The sequence below is a fragment of the Streptomyces sp. NBC_00234 genome, from assembly GCF_036195325.1.
Lineage (GTDB): Bacteria > Actinomycetota > Actinomycetes > Streptomycetales > Streptomycetaceae > Streptomyces.
Genome location: NZ_CP108101.1, coordinates 5,557,483 through 5,574,473, shown reverse-complemented (window position 1 = coordinate 5,574,473; position 16,991 = coordinate 5,557,483). Strand labels below are relative to the sequence as shown.

At 69.0% G+C, this 16,991-nt stretch carries 16 protein-coding genes; all 16 read right to left on the bottom strand.

The genetic code is table 11. From position 1 onward, the window contains the following. Nucleotides 1–48: 48 nt before the first annotated feature. The 16 genes from OG230_RS24685 to thrB all read right to left on the bottom strand — a co-directional run bounded on the left by OG230_RS24685 (nucleotide 49) and on the right by thrB (nucleotide 16,888). Nucleotides 49–864 (bottom strand): F0F1 ATP synthase subunit delta, encoded by an 816-nt coding sequence (locus OG230_RS24685; protein ID WP_328905909.1) that lies wholly within the window; start codon nucleotides 862–864, stop codon nucleotides 49–51. Next, nucleotides 861–1,406 carry a F0F1 ATP synthase subunit B gene (locus OG230_RS24680; protein WP_328905908.1) on the bottom strand — a complete coding sequence of 182 codons (546 nt, stop codon included), beginning with the start codon at nucleotides 1,404–1,406 and terminating at the stop codon, nucleotides 861–863. The genes OG230_RS24685 and OG230_RS24680 overlap by 4 nt, the downstream gene beginning before the upstream one ends. Nucleotides 1,407–1,449: 43 nt before the next feature. Beyond that, entirely contained in the window at nucleotides 1,450–1,689 is a 240-nt protein-coding gene (locus tag OG230_RS24675; RefSeq protein WP_005311859.1) for an ATP synthase subunit C, read from the bottom strand. 71 nt (nucleotides 1,690–1,760) lie between these two features. After that, nucleotides 1,761–2,582 carry a F0F1 ATP synthase subunit A gene (gene atpB, locus OG230_RS24670; protein ID WP_328905907.1) on the bottom strand — a complete coding sequence of 274 codons (822 nt, stop codon included), beginning with the start codon at nucleotides 2,580–2,582 and terminating at the stop codon, nucleotides 1,761–1,763. Between the two features lie 225 nt (nucleotides 2,583–2,807). Further along, nucleotides 2,808–3,245: a hypothetical protein gene (locus OG230_RS24665; protein ID WP_328905906.1), complete on the bottom strand. Its 438-nt coding sequence runs from the start codon at nucleotides 3,243–3,245 to the stop codon at nucleotides 2,808–2,810. A gap of 262 nt (nucleotides 3,246–3,507) precedes the next feature. Beyond that, complete coding sequence (locus OG230_RS24660) at nucleotides 3,508–4,872, bottom strand: MraY family glycosyltransferase (protein WP_328905905.1); 1,365 nt, start codon at nucleotides 4,870–4,872, stop codon at nucleotides 3,508–3,510. A gap of 84 nt (nucleotides 4,873–4,956) precedes the next feature. Beyond that, a complete protein-coding gene (gene glyA / locus OG230_RS24655) occupies nucleotides 4,957–6,237 on the bottom strand; it encodes a serine hydroxymethyltransferase (RefSeq protein WP_328905904.1) in 1,281 nt (426 codons plus the stop codon). Between the two features lie 157 nt (nucleotides 6,238–6,394). Continuing rightward, nucleotides 6,395–7,036: an arsenate reductase/protein-tyrosine-phosphatase family protein gene (locus tag OG230_RS24650; RefSeq protein WP_328905903.1), complete on the bottom strand. Its 642-nt coding sequence runs from the start codon at nucleotides 7,034–7,036 to the stop codon at nucleotides 6,395–6,397. After that, nucleotides 7,033–7,680 (bottom strand): L-threonylcarbamoyladenylate synthase, encoded by a 648-nt coding sequence (locus OG230_RS24645; RefSeq protein WP_185298440.1) that lies wholly within the window; start codon nucleotides 7,678–7,680, stop codon nucleotides 7,033–7,035. Before OG230_RS24645 ends, OG230_RS24650 begins: the two co-directional genes overlap by 4 nt. Before the next feature lie 64 nt (nucleotides 7,681–7,744). After that, a complete protein-coding gene (gene prmC / locus OG230_RS24640; RefSeq protein ID WP_328905902.1) occupies nucleotides 7,745–8,590 on the bottom strand; it encodes a peptide chain release factor N(5)-glutamine methyltransferase in 846 nt (281 codons plus the stop codon). 41 nt (nucleotides 8,591–8,631) lie between these two features. Continuing rightward, nucleotides 8,632–9,708, bottom strand: a complete 1,077-nt coding sequence (gene prfA / locus OG230_RS24635; protein ID WP_328905901.1) for a peptide chain release factor 1 — start codon at nucleotides 9,706–9,708, stop codon at nucleotides 8,632–8,634. A gap of 147 nt (nucleotides 9,709–9,855) precedes the next feature. After that, entirely contained in the window at nucleotides 9,856–10,080 is a 225-nt protein-coding gene (rpmE, locus tag OG230_RS24630; protein ID WP_328905900.1) for a 50S ribosomal protein L31, read from the bottom strand. A 148-nt stretch (nucleotides 10,081–10,228) separates the two neighbouring features. Next, nucleotides 10,229–11,353: an LCP family protein gene (locus OG230_RS24625; RefSeq protein ID WP_328905899.1), complete on the bottom strand. Its 1,125-nt coding sequence runs from the start codon at nucleotides 11,351–11,353 to the stop codon at nucleotides 10,229–10,231. Nucleotides 11,354–11,478: 125 nt separating this feature from the next. After that, nucleotides 11,479–13,260: a trypsin-like serine protease gene (locus OG230_RS24620; RefSeq protein WP_328905898.1), complete on the bottom strand. Its 1,782-nt coding sequence runs from the start codon at nucleotides 13,258–13,260 to the stop codon at nucleotides 11,479–11,481. A gap of 277 nt (nucleotides 13,261–13,537) precedes the next feature. Beyond that, nucleotides 13,538–15,583, bottom strand: coding sequence for a transcription termination factor Rho (gene rho, locus OG230_RS24615; RefSeq protein ID WP_328905897.1), 2,046 nt, complete (start codon nucleotides 15,581–15,583; stop codon nucleotides 13,538–13,540). A gap of 387 nt (nucleotides 15,584–15,970) precedes the next feature. Then, nucleotides 15,971–16,888, bottom strand: coding sequence for a homoserine kinase (gene thrB, locus OG230_RS24610; RefSeq protein WP_328905896.1), 918 nt, complete (start codon nucleotides 16,886–16,888; stop codon nucleotides 15,971–15,973). Nucleotides 16,889–16,991: the final 103 nt, after the last annotated feature.

Below are 16,991 nucleotides of genomic sequence, written 5' to 3'. Positions count from 1 at the left end.
GGGCCGCTGTTCTTGCTCGTTCAGTTGGTGCGTGTGCGCTGCGCGCTGTCAGCCGGCCATCCGGCGGGTGGCCTCTTCGAGGCGCTCCGCGATCGTGCCGTTGATGACCTCGTCACCGACGCGCACCGAGATCCCGCCGAGGACCGTGGGGTCCACGTCCAGGTTCAGGTGCATCTGCCGGCCGTAGATCTTCGCCAGGGCGGCGCCGAGGCGCTGCTTCTGCCGATCGGACAGCGGTACCGCCGAGGTGACGACAGCGACCATGCGGTCCCGGCGCTCCGCGGCGAGCTTGGACAGGGAATCGAGTCCCGCCTCCAGGCTACGTCCACGGGGCTGGGTCACGAGGCGCGTGACGATTCGCTCGGTGACGGGCTGCGCCTTGCCGCCGAGCAGGCTGCGGAGCAGCTCGCCCTTGGCGGCGGTGGACGCGGTCCGGCTGGTCAGTGCGGAACGCAGTCCCTTGTCGGAACCGACGATCCGGCCGAAGCGGAACAGCTCGTCCTCGACGTCGTCGAGCACACCCGCGCGCTGGGCCGCGGTGAGGTCTGCGGTGTTCGCCAGCTCCTCGACCGAGTCCACGAGGTCACGCGACTGCGACCAGCGGGAGCGGACCATGCCGGAGACCAGGTCCACGGCTTCGCCGCCCACCTGACCGCTCAGCAGCCGTCCGGCCAGCTCGGCCTTGGCCTCGCCACCCTGCGACGGGTCGGTGAGGACCCGGCGCAGCGATACCTCGCGGTGGAGCAGCGCGGTGACGGCTGCCAGCTCCTCGGCGAGCTTCGCCGCGTCGACCGACGTGTTGTCGGTCAGCGCGTCGAGACGCTCACGTGCGGCAGCCAGTGCCTCGCGGCTCGCTCCGTTCATCGGACGGCCTCGGCCTTCGCCTCGAGTTCATCGAGGAAACGGTCGACGGTGCCGCTCTGCCGGGCGTGGTCCTCGAGGGACTCGCCGACGAGCTTGCCGGCCAGGGCGGTGGCGAGGGTGCCCACGTCCTGACGCAGCGCGGACGCCGCAGCCTTGCGGTCGGCCTCGATCTGGGCGTGGCCGGCAGCGATGATCTCTTCGCGCTGCCGCTGACCTTCCGCCCTCATCTCCTGGATGATGACGACACCCTGCTCCTGCGCCTCCTGGCGCATGCGAGCGGCTTCGTGGCGGGCCTCGGCGAGCTGAGCCTTGTACTGCTCAAGAACGCTCTGGGCCTCGGTCTGGGCCGCATCGGCCTTTTCGATACCGCCTTCGATGGCCTCGCGACGCTCGTCCAGAACCTTGTTGATGTTCGGGAGGAGCTTCCAGGCGAGGAAACCGAAGACGATGACGAAGGCGATGAGGCCGATGACGAGCTCTGGAATCGGCGGGATGAGGGGATTTTCCATCTCCTCAGCCGCGACCGTAAGCAGCTGGCTCACATCAGTGCCTTTCGTCTCGGATGCTGTTCGTCGGACCTGAAGATCAGGAACCGTAGACGAACGGCATAACCAGACCGATGAGGGCGAGCGCCTCACAGAAGGCGAAGCCGAGGATCTGGTTGGCGCGGATGAGGCCGGCGGCCTCGGGCTGGCGGGCGAGGGCCTGGGTGCCGTTACCGAAGATGATGCCGACGCCGACGCCGGGACCGATGGCGGCGAGGCCGTAACCGATGGAGCCGAGAGCCTTCAGGTCGCCAGTGACAGCGGCGAGGGTCTGGGACATGCCAGTCTTCCTTCTCTTTCAAGGACCGATGGGGGTTGGCCACCGGACGAATAAGGGTCGGTGCGCGGTACTCAGTGGTGCTTGGCGAGTGCGCCCTGGATGAAGGTGCAGGTCAGGAGTACGAAGACGTACGCCTGCAGCGCCTGGACGAAGAGCTCGAACGCGGTCATGACGATGACCATGACGAACGAGACGCCTGCGTACGCGATGCCGATGCCGTTGAGCAGGTACCAGCTGGCGATCGTGAACAGCAGCAGCAGGGTGTGCCCGGCGAACATGTTCGCGAAGAGTCGGACCGCGTGCGTGAACGGCCGGACGAAGAGGTTCGAGAAGAACTCGATCAGCATGGCCAGCGGGAGCACCGGACCGAGCGACTTGTCGTAGCCGGTGATGTTCTTGAACCCACCGATGAATCCGTGCCGCTTGAAGGTCAGGCTGACCCACAGCACGTAGACGATCACGGCAAGCACGATCGGGTACGCGATGATCGACGTCACCGGGAACTGGGCGACCGGAATGATCGACCAGAGGTTCATCATCCAGACGAAGAAGAACAGCGAGACGACGAGGGGGACGTACTTCTCGCCCTCGCGCTTGCCGATCGTCTCGTAGACGATGCCGCGGCGGATGAAGTCGTAACCCATCTCCGCGATCGACTGCAGCTTGCCGGGGACCATCTTGGGCTTACGGAAAGCAGCCCAGAAGAAACCGACGACGATGATCGAGCCGAGCAGGGCCAGCAGCATCGGCTTGTTGAAGTACAGGTTGCTGTCCGGGTCACCCCAAATGGGCTCGAACAGGAACGAGTGCAGGCCGGGTGCCGGGAAACCACAACCGTCGAAGATGTGGCAATCGGTCTCGAAGGCGAGCACCTGTGTCGGGTCAGCACTCACCGCGGGCTCCTTCAGCGTGGCGCATAGGTACGGCAACCTCGTTGTGTCGGCGCGGCGCGCAGCCGCGGTTCGGCACTGGACTGGTGTTACGGATGTGTGAGCGGCAGTCAGGCATTGAGCCTCGCGATCGAGCAGGCGTCAGCTCACATGCCCGCGCCCGCAGTGCCGCAGTTGGAACCGGACGATAGCAGGGTCCCGAACCTGTACTTATTCCGCCCCTACCCTTCACGTCGACGACCCCGTGTTCTTGGGCTTGTCACCCTTGTCGGAGTCGGGTTCGACGTAAAGGATCTTGGCCTTCATGTGCGCACGCGCCTGTGCGCCGATCCACACGAGAGTCGTCGCGACCAGCGTGATCGCGAACGCCTTCGGGTTGAACACCTCGGTGTCCTTGAAAGCGGCGACGAAGATGAACAGCAGCAGGAGCTGTGCCGTATACAGCATCAGCCCCATGGCCTGGAACAGGTGCGGAAGGGACCTGGCGGTCCGCTGCAGAACGACCAGCCCGATCCCCATGAAGAGGATCACCACCAGCGTCGCAACGACCGCTCCCAGGGCTCCCTTGCCACCGGCGACCGCACCGCTGATCGCAGCGGCGAGAGCGCCGGCGGCAGCGGTGGGCACGGCGGCCTGGAGGAGAGTCCGGACGTCGTTGGACGGCATGGCGGCAACTCCGCTTTGCAGGGGGATGGGCAATGGTGTCGTCATGGACGAGCGTAGGCCCGGTTGAGTCGAAGCTCGGCCAAAGGACCCTCTTACCAAGGTCCTTCGGCTCTATCACCGGGTCTCGTGAACGGTATCACAAACTATTTGATGAGGTCTTTACCTGAAAAGTGTGCCAACTGTCACACATGAGAGTGAGCCTGCGCGTTTGCGCGAGACACTCCAACGCATTGTCTGGTAATGGGCGTTGATGCCCGAAACGTCAACGCGATGAATCGGCCCGGCGCCGGTCGTGCAGGCGTGCGCGGGAGCCGATCGCCGTCGCCCCGTTGACACCCGAGACCCCGACCGCCACAGGGGTCCGCTCAGGGGCCTCCGGCGCCATCTGCGGGTCGTCCGGGCCCTGTTGCCCGTACGCCACCACCCGCTCCTGGCCGGCGGTGTGCCGGCGGCGCCGGTAACGGGGCGGTACGAAGGAGTCGGCCCAGTCCGGCGTGCGGGGGGTGAAGCGCGGCATCAGCAGCAGGATCAGACCCACCGCACTCGCGCCCATGATCGCGAGCACGATCCACATCGACGCGGAGTGGACCGAGTACCCGACCGCACCGAAGGCGATCAGCGCGGACCAGAAGTACATGATCATGACGGCCCTGCTGTGCGAGTGGCCGATCTCCAGCAGCCGGTGGTGCAGGTGCCCGCGGTCGGCCGCGAACGGCGACTGGCCGTTCCAGGTGCGCCGCACGATCGCCAGCACCAGGTCGGCGGCCGGGATCGCGATGATCGTCAGCGGCAGGAGCAGCGGGATGAAGACCGGCAGCATCGCGTGGGTCGCCTGCCGCTCACTGCCCTCGAACAGCTTCATCGCGTCGGGGTCCACCTGACCGGTGACGGAGATCGCGCCCGCCGCGAGGACCAGGCCGATCAGCATCGATCCGGAGTCGCCCATGAAGATCCGCGCGGGATGCATGTTGTGCGGCAGGAATCCGAGGCACATGCCCATCAGGATCGCCGCGAAGAGGGTCGCGGGGGCGGCTGCCTCGATCCCGTACCCGTACCAGAGCCGGTACGTGTAGAGGAAGAACGCCGCCGAGGCGATGCAGACCATGCCGGCCGCCAGGCCGTCGAGGCCGTCCACGAAGTTGACCGCGTTGATCGTGATGACGACCAGCGCCACCGTGAGGAGCGTGCCCTGCCACTGGGTGAGGGCGACCGTGCCCACGCCGGGGATCGGCAGCCACAGGACCGTGAGGCCCTGGATGACCATGACCGCGGCGGCGATCATCTGCCCGCCGAGCTTGATCAGGGCGTCGAGTTCGAACTTGTCGTCCAGGACGCCGATCAGCCAGATCAGCGCAGCGCCGGAGAGCAGGGCCCGCGGCTCGTTGGAGAGTTCGAAGACGCCCGTGAGGTTGTCCAGGTGGGCAGCGACGATCAGTCCCGCACACAGTCCGCCGAACATGGCGATGCCACCGAGCCGCGGTGTCGGTTCTCGGTGTACGTCACGCGCACGGATCGCGGGCATGGCCCCGATCGCGATGGCGAACTTTCGCACCGGTCCGGTCAGCAGATAAGTAACTGCGGCCGTGACACAGAGCGTCAGCAGGTAATCACGCACGGGCTGCCCCACAGAAATCGCCGGCCATCTCAGCCCCACACCCTAACCTCAAGAATGAGGACTCCAAGGTACGGGTGATGGTTGCACATGCTTCGCCTACCCCGGATAGGGCGGATTCCTGTCCGTGAGTTCCCGCACTTCGGCCAGCAGCCGGTCGGCGTCACCGGTCTCCCGGACCGCCGCCCCGAAGAGCACCGCGATCCGCGCCATGTCGGCTTCGTCCATGCCCTGGGTGGTGACGGCGGCCGTGCCCAGCCTGATGCCACGGGCGTCCCCGTAGGGCAGGGCGCAGGTGTCCAGGACCATGCCCGCCGCCGCGAGACGCGAGCGCGCGGTGCGGCCGTCGACCCCGAGAGGGGCGGGGTCCGCGACGATCAGGTGGGTGTCGGTGCCGTCCGTGGTGACGTCGAAACCCTCGGCCTCCAGACCGGCGGCGAGCACCCGCGCGTGGGCGACCACCTGATGGGCGTACAGCGTGAACGCCGGAGTAGCCGCCTCGCCGAAGGCGACGGCCTTCGCCGCGACCGTGTGCATCTGGGCGCCGCCCTGTGTGAAGGGGAACACCGCCCGGTCGATCCGCTCCGCCAGCTCCGGGCCGCACAGGATCATGCCGCCGCGCGGCCCGCGCAGCACCTTGTGCGTGGTCGCGCAGACCACGTCCGCGTACGGGACGGGGCTGGGCGCCGCTCCCCCGGCGATCAGGCCCATCGGGTGGGCGGCATCGGCGATCAGATAGGCGCCGACCTCGTCGGCGATCTCCCGGAACAGCTCGTAGTCGGGATGGCGCGGGTACGAGATGGAACCGCAGACGATGGCCTTGGGGCGCCGGCCCCGGGCCAGGGCGCGGACCTGTGCGTAGTCGATCAGCCCGCTGTCGGGGTCCACGCCGTAGCCGACGAACTCGAACCAGCGGCCGGAGAAGTTGGCGGGCGAGCCGTGGGTGAGGTGGCCGCCGTACGGGAGCCCCATGGCCAGGACCGTGTCGCCGGGGCGCAGCAGTGCGGCGTAGGCGGCGAGGACGGCCGAGGAGCCGGAGTGCGGCTGGACGTTGGCGTGCTCGGCGCCGAAGAGCGCGGTGGCCCGCTGGATCGCGAGGCGTTCGGCGGCGTCCGCCTGCTCGCAGCCGCCGTGGTGACGTGCACCGGGGTAGCCCTCGGCGTACTTGTTGGCGAGCGGGGAGCCGAGGGCGGCGAGGACGGCGGGCGAGGTGAAGTTCTCGGCGGCGATCAGCTGGAGGGTGCCGGCCTGCCGGCTCACCTCCGCCAGCAGCACGTCGGCGATCTCCGGGTCCTGCCGGAGCAGGGCGCCGAAGTCCTGCGGGAGGGCTGTGTGCGAGCGGGACACGGCTGGGGGTGCGGCTGGAGTGGTGACCGGCATCTGACGGCTCCGGGCCTGGGGAGGGGTGGGCTCTCAGACCAATGTAGGCCCGGGCGTGGACCCCTGCGCGCTGCCGGACGGCCTCGTACGCCGGTCGGCGCACGGCCGCTGCGCCGTACGGATCGGTACCGCCGGCCCAGGACTCCGCCCGGCGGCGTCAGTGCGGGGTCTGTACGCCCGTCAGCGCGGTGACCACGGGGTCGAGGGCCTGGTTGATCTCGTCCCCGATGGAGCGGAAGAACGTGATCGGGGCGCCGTACGGGTCGTAGACCTCGTCCGCCTCGGCGGTGGGGGCCAGCAGCCAGCCGCGCAGCGCCGCCGCCGCACGCACCAGCGCACGGGCACGCTCGACGACGCCCTCGTCGCGTGCGTCGGGCAGGGTGGCGGGGTCTATGGCCCGGACCAGCCGGGTGAACTCCTTGAGCGTGAAGGTCCGCAGGCCGGCCGAGTGCCCCATGGAGATCACCTGGGCCCGGTGGTCGCGGGTGGCGGTGAGGACGAGGTCGGCGCGGATCACGTGCTCGTCGAGCAGCTCGCGTCCGACGAAGCCGGTGGCGTCCGCGCCGAAGTCGGCGAGGACGATCTCGGCGTTGGCCTCCATGGGGGCGCCTTCGTGCCCCCAGGTGCCCGCGCTCTCCACGATCAGGCCGCCGCTGAGCGGATCGCCGAGGCGGTCCACCAGGGCATGCCGGGTCAGCCGCTCGGTGATGGGCGAGCGGCAGACGTTGCCGGTGCTGACGTGGAGGATGCGGAAAGTATCGGTCTGCCCCGCTATGCCACGCCCCTCAGGGGCGGTCAATTGGCCACCTCGAGGTCGGGTACCACCTTGCGCAGCTCTTCTACGGAGAGCGCGCCGGCGCGCAGCAGGACCGGGATCTTGCCGGTGACGTCGACGATGGAGGACGGCACGATGCCGGGCGTCGGACCGCCGTCGAGGTAGACGGAGACGGAGTCGCCGAGCATCTCCTGGGCGGCGTCGCAGTCCTCCGGCGAGGGGTGTCCGGTGAGGTTGGCACTGGAGACGGCCATCGGGCCGACCTCGGTGAGCAGCTCGATGGCCACCGGATGCAGGGGCATGCGGATGGCGACGGTGCCGCGGGTGTCACCGAGGTCCCACTGGAGCGAGGGCTGGTGCTTGGCGACGAGCGTGAGCGCGCCGGGCCAGAACGCGTCGACGAGCTCCCACGCCTGCTCGGAGAAGTCGGTGACCAGGCCGTGCAGGGTGTTCGGGGAGCCGATCAGGACGGGCGTGGGCATGTTGCGGCCCCGGCCCTTGGCGTCGAGCAGATCGCTGACGCCCTCGGAGCTGAAGGCGTCCGCGCCGATCCCGTACACGGTGTCGGTGGGCAGCACGACCAGTTCTCCGCGGCGGACGGCGGACGCGGCCTCACGCAGGCCCGTCGTACGGTCGGTCGCGTCGTTGCAGTCGTATCGCCGTGCCATCAGCCGGCCTCCTCAAGCATGTACGGGTATGGCGGGTACGGGTCGTGCTGGTCCGGATCGCCGGTCACGGCATGGCCTTGCGGGCGGTCGCGAAACGGGGCCGGTTGTTGAGGTCGGGGTGATCGGCCGCGTCGGCCCAGCCCCGCTCCTCGGTGAAGATCCACGGCACCTGGCCACCCTGGGTGTCGGCGTGCTCGATGACGACGACGCCACCGGGGCGCAGGAGACGGTGTGCGGTCCGTTCGATGGACCGGATGGTGTCGAGGCCGTCCTCGCCGGAGAAGAGGGCCATCTCCGGGTCGTGGTCACGGGCCTCGGGCGCCACGTACTCCCACTCGGTGAGCGGGATGTACGGGGGGTTGGAGATGACCAGGTCGACCTGGCCGTCGAGCTCGGGAAGGGCCGTCGCGGCGTCTCCGCGGTGCACGGTGACCCTGGACCCCTCGGCGTTCTTCCTGGTCCACGTGAGAGCGTCCTCGGACAGCTCCACGCCGTGCACGCGCGAGCGCGGCACCTCCTGCGCCATGGCGAGGGCGATGGCGCCCGATCCCGTGCAGAGATCGACGATGAGCGGCTCGACGACGTCCATCGCGCGGACGGCGTCTATGGCCCAGCCGACGACGGACTCGGTCTCCGGGCGGGGCACGAAGACACCGGGGCCCACCTGGAGCTCCAGGTAGCGGAAGAAGGCCCGGCCGGTGATGTGCTGGAGGGGCTCGCGGGCCTCGCGGCGGGCGATGGTCTCCCAGTAGCGGGCGTCGAAGTCCCGGTCCGGCACGTTGTGCAGCTCGCCCCGCTTGACCCCGTGCACGAACGCGGCGAGTTCCTCGGCGTCGAATCGCGGTGAAGGGACACCGGCGTCGGCCAGCCGCTGGGTGGCCTGGGCCACCTCGGCGAGCAGCAGGTTCATCGCGGTTCTCCGTACGGGTTACGAGCGGGGCGGGGCTGGGGTTACGCGTTGGCGAGCTTGGCGGCCGAGTCGGCGTCGACGCATGCCTGGATCACGGCATCGAGGTCACCGTCGAGCACCTGGTCCAAGTTGTACGCCTTGAAGCCGACGCGGTGGTCCGAGATCCGGTTTTCCGGGAAGTTGTACGTGCGGATCTTCTCGGAGCGGTCGACCGTACGGACCTGGCTGCGGCGGACGTCGGAGGCTTCCTGCTCGGCCGCTTCCTGGGCCGCGGCGAGGAGCCGGGAGCGCAGGATGCGCATGGCCTGCTCCTTGTTCTGGAGCTGGCTCTTCTCGTTCTGGCAGGAGGCGACGACGCCGGTCGGCAGGTGCGTGATGCGGACCGCGGAGTCGGTCGTGTTGACGGACTGACCGCCGGGGCCGGAGGACCGGTAGACGTCGATGCGCAGGTCGTTGGCGTGGATCTCGACGTCGACCTCCTCGGCCTCGGGAGTGACGAGCACTCCGGCCGCGGAGGTGTGGATACGGCCCTGGGACTCGGTGGAGGGCACACGCTGCACGCGGTGCACGCCGCCCTCGTACTTCATCCGGGCCCACACGCCCTGGCCGGGCTCGGTGGCTCCGTTGCCGCCCTTGGTCTTCACGGCGACCTGGACGTCCTTGTAACCGCCGAGCTCGGACTCGGTGGAGTCGATGATCTCGGTCTTCCAGCCGACGCGCTCGGCATAGCGCAGGTACATGCGCAGCAGATCGCCGGCGAACAGGGCGGACTCGTCGCCGCCCGCGCCCGCCTTGATCTCCAGGAGCACGTCCTTGTCGTCGCTGGGGTCGCGCGGGACGAGGAGGAGGCGGAGCTTCTCGGTGAGTGCTTCGCGCTGCTTCTCCAGGTCCTTCACCTCGGCGGCGAAGTCCGGGTCGTCGGCGGCGAACTCGCGAGCAGTCTCGATGTCGTCGCCGGTGCGCTTCCAGGACAGGTACGTGGAGACGATCGGGGTCAGCTCCGCGTAGCGCTTGTTGAGCTTGCGCGCGTTGGCCTGGTCCGCGTGGACCGACGGGTCGGCGAGCTTCTTCTCGAGATCGGCGTGTTCACCGATCAGTTCCTCGACCGCCTCGAACATCGGGGGCTCCTGGTTAGTTACGTCAACGGGCCTGCTGGACGGCGTGCTGTCTGGGGTTCCGGAGGCGCCCCCGGACGCCCGGCCGGAAAAAACGCCGGTCCCGACGCCCCCTGGAATGAGGGCGCCGAGGACCGGCGCAGTGGCTCGCTACTTGGCGGCGGAGCCGGCAGCCTTGCCGAAGCGGGCCTCGAAGCGGGCCACGCGGCCACCGGTGTCGAGGATCTTCTGCTTGCCCGTGTAGAACGGGTGGCACTCGGAGCAGACGTCGGCGCGGATCGCACCGTTGTCGATGGTGCTCCGGGTGGTGAACGACGCACCGCAGGTACAGCTGACCTGGGTCTCGACGTACTGGGGGTGAATGTCGCGCTTCAAGGTGTCTCCTAGTTTCGGGAGGGCTCCGGGTCGTCCGCGCGGATTGCGCGTCCGTGAACCGGGGCCGACGTACCAGTCTGCCAGGACTGGCCGTATCTCCCAAAACCGGGGTCCGGCCCCACGTATTCCCGGACCCGTGGAAACGGGGTCACTGGACGATCTGCCCGGCCGAACCCTTGTCGCCCGCCGATTTCTCGGTCGCCGACGCGGGGATCGCCCGGTCGTGCTTCAGGGCGGACCAGACCAGCCCGGCCGACTTCTCCATCGGTATGACCCGGTTCGGGTCGGCCGGGTCGTACTGCACGGGCATCGTGACCATATGGACGTTCTTCGAGGCGAGGCCCTTGAGCCCGTTCGCGAATGACGTGAGTTCCTTTACCGAGCCGAGGCCGGAGTCCGTGGTGACGGTCTTCGTGGCCGCGTCGGCGAGGCCCAGGAGTTTCTCCGGGCTGGAAAAGACCCCGACGCTCTTCGTCTGTTCCATCAGTGCCTTCACGAACGCCTGCTGCAACTGGATACGGCCCAGATCGCTGCCGTCGCCGACGCTCTTGCGGGTGCGCACGAGTCCGAGCGATTCCTCGCCGTCCAGCCGGTGCGTGCCGGGGTCCAGATGCAGATGGCTCTTGGAGTCGTCGATCGCCTGCTCGGTGGTGATCTCGACGCCGCCGAGTTCGTCTATGAGCTTCTTGAAGCCGGTGAAGTCGACCTCGACGTAGTGATCCATGCGGATGCCGGACATCGACTCGACGGTCTTCACCGCGCAGGCCGGTCCGCCGACCTCGTACGCCGTGTTGAACATGGCCCGGTCGTCCGCGGCCACCGGTTCACCGCTCACGTCGCCCGTGCAGGCGGGCCGCTCGATGATCGTGTCCCGCGGGATCGAGACGACGGAGGCCGAGGTGTGGCCCTCGTCGACGTGCACCACCATCGCGGTGTCCGAGCGGGCCGCGCCCTCGTCGGCGCCGTACGCCTCGTTGGCGCCGGAACGGGAGTCGGAGCCGAGCACCAGGATGTCCTGGGAACCGTTGTCGACGTCGTCGGGGCGGTCGGCGCCCAGCTTGGCGTCGATGTCCACGCTGGTGAGGTTGCCGTCCAGCTTGAAGTAGACGTAGCCGGCGCCCGCGCCGCCCGCCACCACCACGGCGGCCAGGACCCACGCGGAGACGCGCAGGGCCGTGCGCCGGGGGCTGCGCTCGGGGAGCTTGCGGCGGCGGCCCGTGGCGCCCGCGCGCCGCGGCCCGGTCGGCCTTGTCTCGCTCGTGTGGTCCGGCATCTGCTCACATTCCGTGACGGGGTTTGCGGCTGGAAAGACTTACACACGGTTGTTCCAATATGCAAAGAGCCCCCCGCGTCCGAGGACGCGGGGGGCTCTTCAGGAGAACTGCTGCGGGCCGGTGATCAGCCGAACAGGTTGTAGCCCGCCCCTCCGGTGCCCAGCAGCTTGCGGGCGCCGAAGATGTTGGTGTTCGCCTGCCCGGTGCCCGGGTAGAGGTACAGCTCGCCGGTCTTCACACGGACGATGATGTCCGCGATGCCGTCGCCGCTGAAGTCACCGGTGGTGACGAGCGCGTTGGCGACGTCCCAGGTCCGGACGAGGATCTTGGAGGCGAACGGGGAGCTCGCCTTGCCGGTGCCCGGGAAGAGGTACATCTTGCCGCCGCTGCCGCGGGCGATGATGTCGGCCTTGCCGTCGTTGGTGAAGTCCCCGCTGCCGCGGACCATGTTGTAGTTGAGCCCGCCACCGCCGATCTTGCTCCGGGTGGAGAAGGTGCCGTTGCCCTTGCCGGGGTACAGCCAGAAGTCGCCGGCGGAGTCGGTCGACAGGATGTCGGGGTGACCGTCACCGGTCAGGTCGCCGGGCGACAGGATCTGCTTGCGGGATCCCCAGCCGGAGGCGATCTGCTTGACTTCCCACTCGCCCAGGTCGCCGGCCGCGGTGTTGTACCACTGCCAGTACAGGTTGCCGTCGTTCGCCCGGATCAGCATGTCCTGGTAGTCGTCGCGGTTGAGGTCGGTCTGGAGCAGGAGGTTGATGCCGCTCCAGTCGCCGCTCCAGCTGCCCTTGGTCATGCCGGAGCCCGTGGAGTTGAACTGGTACAGCTTGTTCGACGTGTTGCGGGCCATCAGGTCGGCCCGGTGGTCCCAGTTCATGTTGGTGTCGTACGCCCGCGCGTTGATCGCGGGAACGTAGGTGCTCACCTTGGCGAAGACGCTGTACGCGCCCACCCCCACACAGTCCGTGATGCCCCACGACACGATGCCGACCAGCTTGCCGCCGGCCACCAGCGGGCCGCCGGAGTCACCGTTGCACGCACCGGTCGTCTCGGCGTCGGTCGCGCCGGTCTTGCCCGCGCAGACCATGTGGCCGGCCTTGAACCAGCTGCCGTACGAGTTGGCGCACGTCGAGTCCGAGACCAACGGCAGAGTCGCCGAACGCAGGGTCGTGGAGATCCCGTTGTCGGTCGAGCTCGTGCGGCCCCAGCCGTAGACCTTGGCCTGCGTGCCGGCCGCGTAGAGAGCCGTGTCCGACTTCGACATCACGGGCAGCGGCTTGACGGTGACCGCGTCGAAGAGGGTGAGCACGGCGACGTCGTTGTCCGCAGCGCCGTCGTTGTCGAGGTACAGCGGGTTCGACCACTGGCGGTAGGGCCAGGTGACGGTCCCGGTGCCGACCGTCTCGGTGGAGCTCGCGCCGGTGACGACCGCACCGTTCGCGGCCCAGTCGAAGCCCTTGACGCAGTGCGCGGCCGTGGCGATCTTCGTGGGCGCGATGACCACGCCACCGCAGAAGAAGCCGAGGTCGTCGGTGGCGTCGTCAGGGGTGCCGTTGTCGTCGTTGTACCAGAGCTGCGCCATCCACGGAGCGGTGGAGATCGAGGTCTCCGTGCCGCCGATGACCATCGGGGCGGGGCCCGGGTCGTCCGTGGCGTTGAGCTTGGACGGTGCGAGAGCCTTGCGGTCCGCCTGGGCCGAGTCGGCCACGCGCTCGAGCAGCGTGGCGTCCGACGGGGCGGCGGGCCGCGCCGCGGCTGCGGCCGGCGCGATCGGGAGCGGCTCGCCCGCCTGGGAGCTGGACATCGTGAGCCCCGTGCCCACGAGGGCGAGGACGGTGACAGCTACGGCCGGAACGGCGAGCTTGAGCCGGCGCGAGTGCCGGCCCCCCCTGGTGCGTATGTGCACGCGGCGATCCTTCGTATCGGAACCGGCGGCACGGATACGCCCACCGGATCGTGGAATGGCGGGGGCTCGGCAGAACGACTGCACGCAGCAGGGCAGCACAATGCAGGGCTTATGCCCTCTGCGGTGCTGCCGGGATGGCCCCCCACCTCAACTGACGCAGATAGTACGCCAGTATCAACAAAAGGGGACTGCGGGGGAACAAAAAGAATCCGCCCCGTTACCGAAGTAACGGGGCGGATTTCAGGGACGGTTGAACTGTCCCGATTCAGCTTCTTGTTCAGTCGTTCCCATTGCCGCTGCCGGGAGTCGTCTTCTGAATCTGCAGAAGGAACTCGGCGTTGGACTGGGTCTTCTTCATGCGGTCGAGCAGCAGCTCGATCGCCTGCTGCTGGTCGAGTGCGTGCAGCACCCGGCGCAGCTTCCAGACGACGGCCAATTCATCGGTGCCCAGGAGGATTTCTTCCTTACGGGTGCTGGACGCGTCGACGTCCACCGCCGGGAAGATGCGCTTGTCCGAGAGCTTCCGGTCGAGCTTGAGCTCCATGTTGCCGGTGCCCTTGAACTCCTCGAAGATCACCTCGTCCATGCGCGAGCCGGTCTCGACGAGCGCGGTGGCCAGGATGGTCAGCGAGCCGCCGTCCTCGATATTGCGCGCGGCACCGAAGAAGCGCTTCGGCGGGTAGAGCGCGGTCGAGTCGACACCACCGGACAGGATGCGTCCGGAGGCAGGCGCCGCGAGGTTGTACGCGCGGCCCAGTCGGGTGATCGAGTCGAGCAGGACGACCACGTCGTGACCCAGCTCGACGAGACGCTTGGCGCGCTCGATGGCCAGCTCGGCGACCGTGGTGTGGTCCTCGGCCGGGCGGTCGAAGGTCGAGGAGATGACCTCGCCCTTCACCGACCGCTGCATGTCGGTGACCTCTTCCGGACGCTCGTCGACCAGGACGACCATCAGGTGGCACTCGGGGCTGTTGACCGTGATCGCGTTGGCGATGGCCTGGAGGATCATCGTCTTGCCGGTCTTCGGCGGGGCGACGATCAGCCCTCGCTGGCCCTTGCCGATCGGCGCGACCAGGTCGATGATCCGCGTCGTCAGGACGTTGGAGTCGGTCTCCAGACGGAGCCGGTCCTGCGGGTAGAGCGGCGTCAGCTTCTGGAACTCCGGGCGCCCGCGGCCGGTTTCGGGCGCCATGCCGTTCACCGAGTCGAGGCGGACCAGCGCGTTGAACTTCTCGCGGCGCTCGCCGTCCTTGGGCTGGCGGACCGCGCCCGTGACGTGGTCACCCTTGCGCAGGCCGTTCTTGCGGACCTGTGCGAGCGAGACGTAGACGTCGTTCGGACCGGGCAGGTAGCCGGAGGTCCGGATGAACGCGTAGTTGTCGAGGATGTCCAGGATGCCCGCGACGGGGATCAGGACGTCGTCGTCGGCAACCTGCACGTCGGGCGTGAAGGAGTCCTCACGGCCACGACGGCCACGGCGGTCCCGGTAACGGCCACGGCGGCCACGACGGCCACCCTCGTCGTCGAAACCGTCGTCCTGCGGGCCGCCACCCTGCTGGCCCTGGCCGCCCTGGCCCTGGCCCTGGGTCTGACCCTGGCCCTGGCGCTGCGGACGCTGGCCGCCGCCCTGCTGGCCCTGGTCGTCGCCCTTGCCTCGGCGGTCGCGCTGGCGCTCGCGGCGGTCGCCGCGGTCACCGCGGTCGCCCCGCTCACCGCGCTGGCCGCGGTCCTGACGGTCGCCGCGGCGGCCCTCGGCGTTGTCGGCGGCGGACTCGGCCTTGGCCTCGCCCTTCGCCTCGCCGCGGTCCTCGCTCTTGGCCTCGGCCTGCGGCTCCGACTTGGTGTCGGGGCTGCCCGCCTGCGCGGTCGCTCGGCGCCTGCGACGCTCGCCCGTGGGCTGGTCGTCATTGGCCGGCTGACCGGGGATGTCGATCTGCTGCTGAGCCGTGGCCTTGGCCTCGGGCGAGGCGGTGGCCGCCTCGTCGCCGGTGCGCGCCTTGGACGTGGCACGGCGCTTCGGCTTGCTCTCGGTCTCCGTACCGGCGGAGGCCGCAGCGGCCTTGGCGGCAGTCTTGGGTGCGGAGGAGCCCCCGGCCTGCGCCTCCTTGATGACCTCGATCAGCTGGCTCTTGCGCATACGCGCAGTGCCCCTGATTCCGAGGCCGGACGCGACCTGCTGCAGCTCGGCCAGGACCATGCCATCGAGGCCGGTGCCGGAGCGGCGGCGCCGTGCGGTGGTGCCAGTGGCAGCACCTTCGGCGGGCGCGGCGCTGTCGACGCTCTTGTCGGCAGTCACGCCCATCAGATCGGTGGTGTCGCTCACGAAGGGTCCTTCCCTGGAGCGGACGTCGGCCTTCTGGCTCGGCGACCGGTTGTGCTGTCCGACTGCGGTCTGTGATCTTCTCGATCGCGGACCTTGCCGGGGCGGTGGTCCGCCGGGTACGGCGGAGAGATGAATGTGCGGGGTCCGGCGCGAGATCCCCCTGCTCGGCCCACTCCTGGACGAGCGAGGGGTGTCGTGCCGGTTCCGGAGCGTGCTCGAAACTGCTCAGGCAGGCTGCTCAGGCAGTTGGGGAGGCTCCCGGAAGAATGGTGGTCCCGGAGGGGGACACGAAGCAACGCGCCACAAAGACGTCGATTGCAGACTTGAGGTTAACACTACCGGCTCCAACAAACATTCCCCCTCTCACTCACCGGCAATCACATGTGACTACGAGGCGAGCGGCAGCACGCTCGCGCCCGCGGCGTCGAGAGCGAGCCGGTTGGCCGCCCATCCCTCGCCCGCCAGTCGGGCGACCTTGTCGGCCGAACCCTCATCCGTCAGCGCGAGGACCGTGGGTCCCGCACCGGAGATGACAGCAGGGACGCCGTCCGCCCGCAGACGGTTGACCAGCTCCACGCTCTCCGGCATCGCGGGAGCCCGGTATTCCTGGTGGATCCGGTCCTCGGTGGCGGCGAGCAGCAGCTCGGGCCGCCTGGTCAGGGCCTCGACGAGGAGACCGGCACGACCGGCGTTGGCCGCGGCGTCCACATGCGGGACGGTGCGCGGGAGCAGACCGCGGGCGGTCTCGGTGAGCACGGGCCTGCCCGGCACGAAAACCACCGGAACGACGGAATCCGCGGGATCCATCCTGATCGCCCGGGCGGATCCGCCGTCCATCCAGGCGAGCGTGAAGCCGCCGAGCAGACACGCGGCGACGTTGTCGGGGTGCCCCTCGATCTCGGTGGCCAGCTCCAGCAGGGCCGCGTCGTCGAGGCGGGCGTCGCCGCCCGTCGTCACGGCGCGGGCGGCGACGATGCCGGCGCAGATGGCGGCGGAGGAGGAACCGAGGCCCCGGCCGTGCGGGATCCGGTTGGCGCAGACGATCTCGAGGCCGCGGGGCTGTCCGCCGAGCAGGTCGAAGGCGGTGCGCAGGGAGCGTACGAGGAGGTGGCTCTCGTCGCGGGGCAGCGTTTCGGCGCCCTCACCGGCGATGTCGATGTGCAGTCCCGAGTCGGCGACCCGGACCACGACATCGTCGTACAGCCCCAGTGAGAGGCCCAGGGCGTCGAAGCCCGGGCCCAGGTTGGCACTGGTCGCGGGGGTGCGCACCCGGACGGCGGCAGCTCGGAACGCGGGACCGGCCATCGGCTGGACGACTCTCCTTGTAAGGCGGCGGGGATGTGGTGCTGGGTGGATCGGCGTGCGGGGGTGAGGGAGCGGTGCGGCTGTGGGGGCTGTGGCTGCGGGT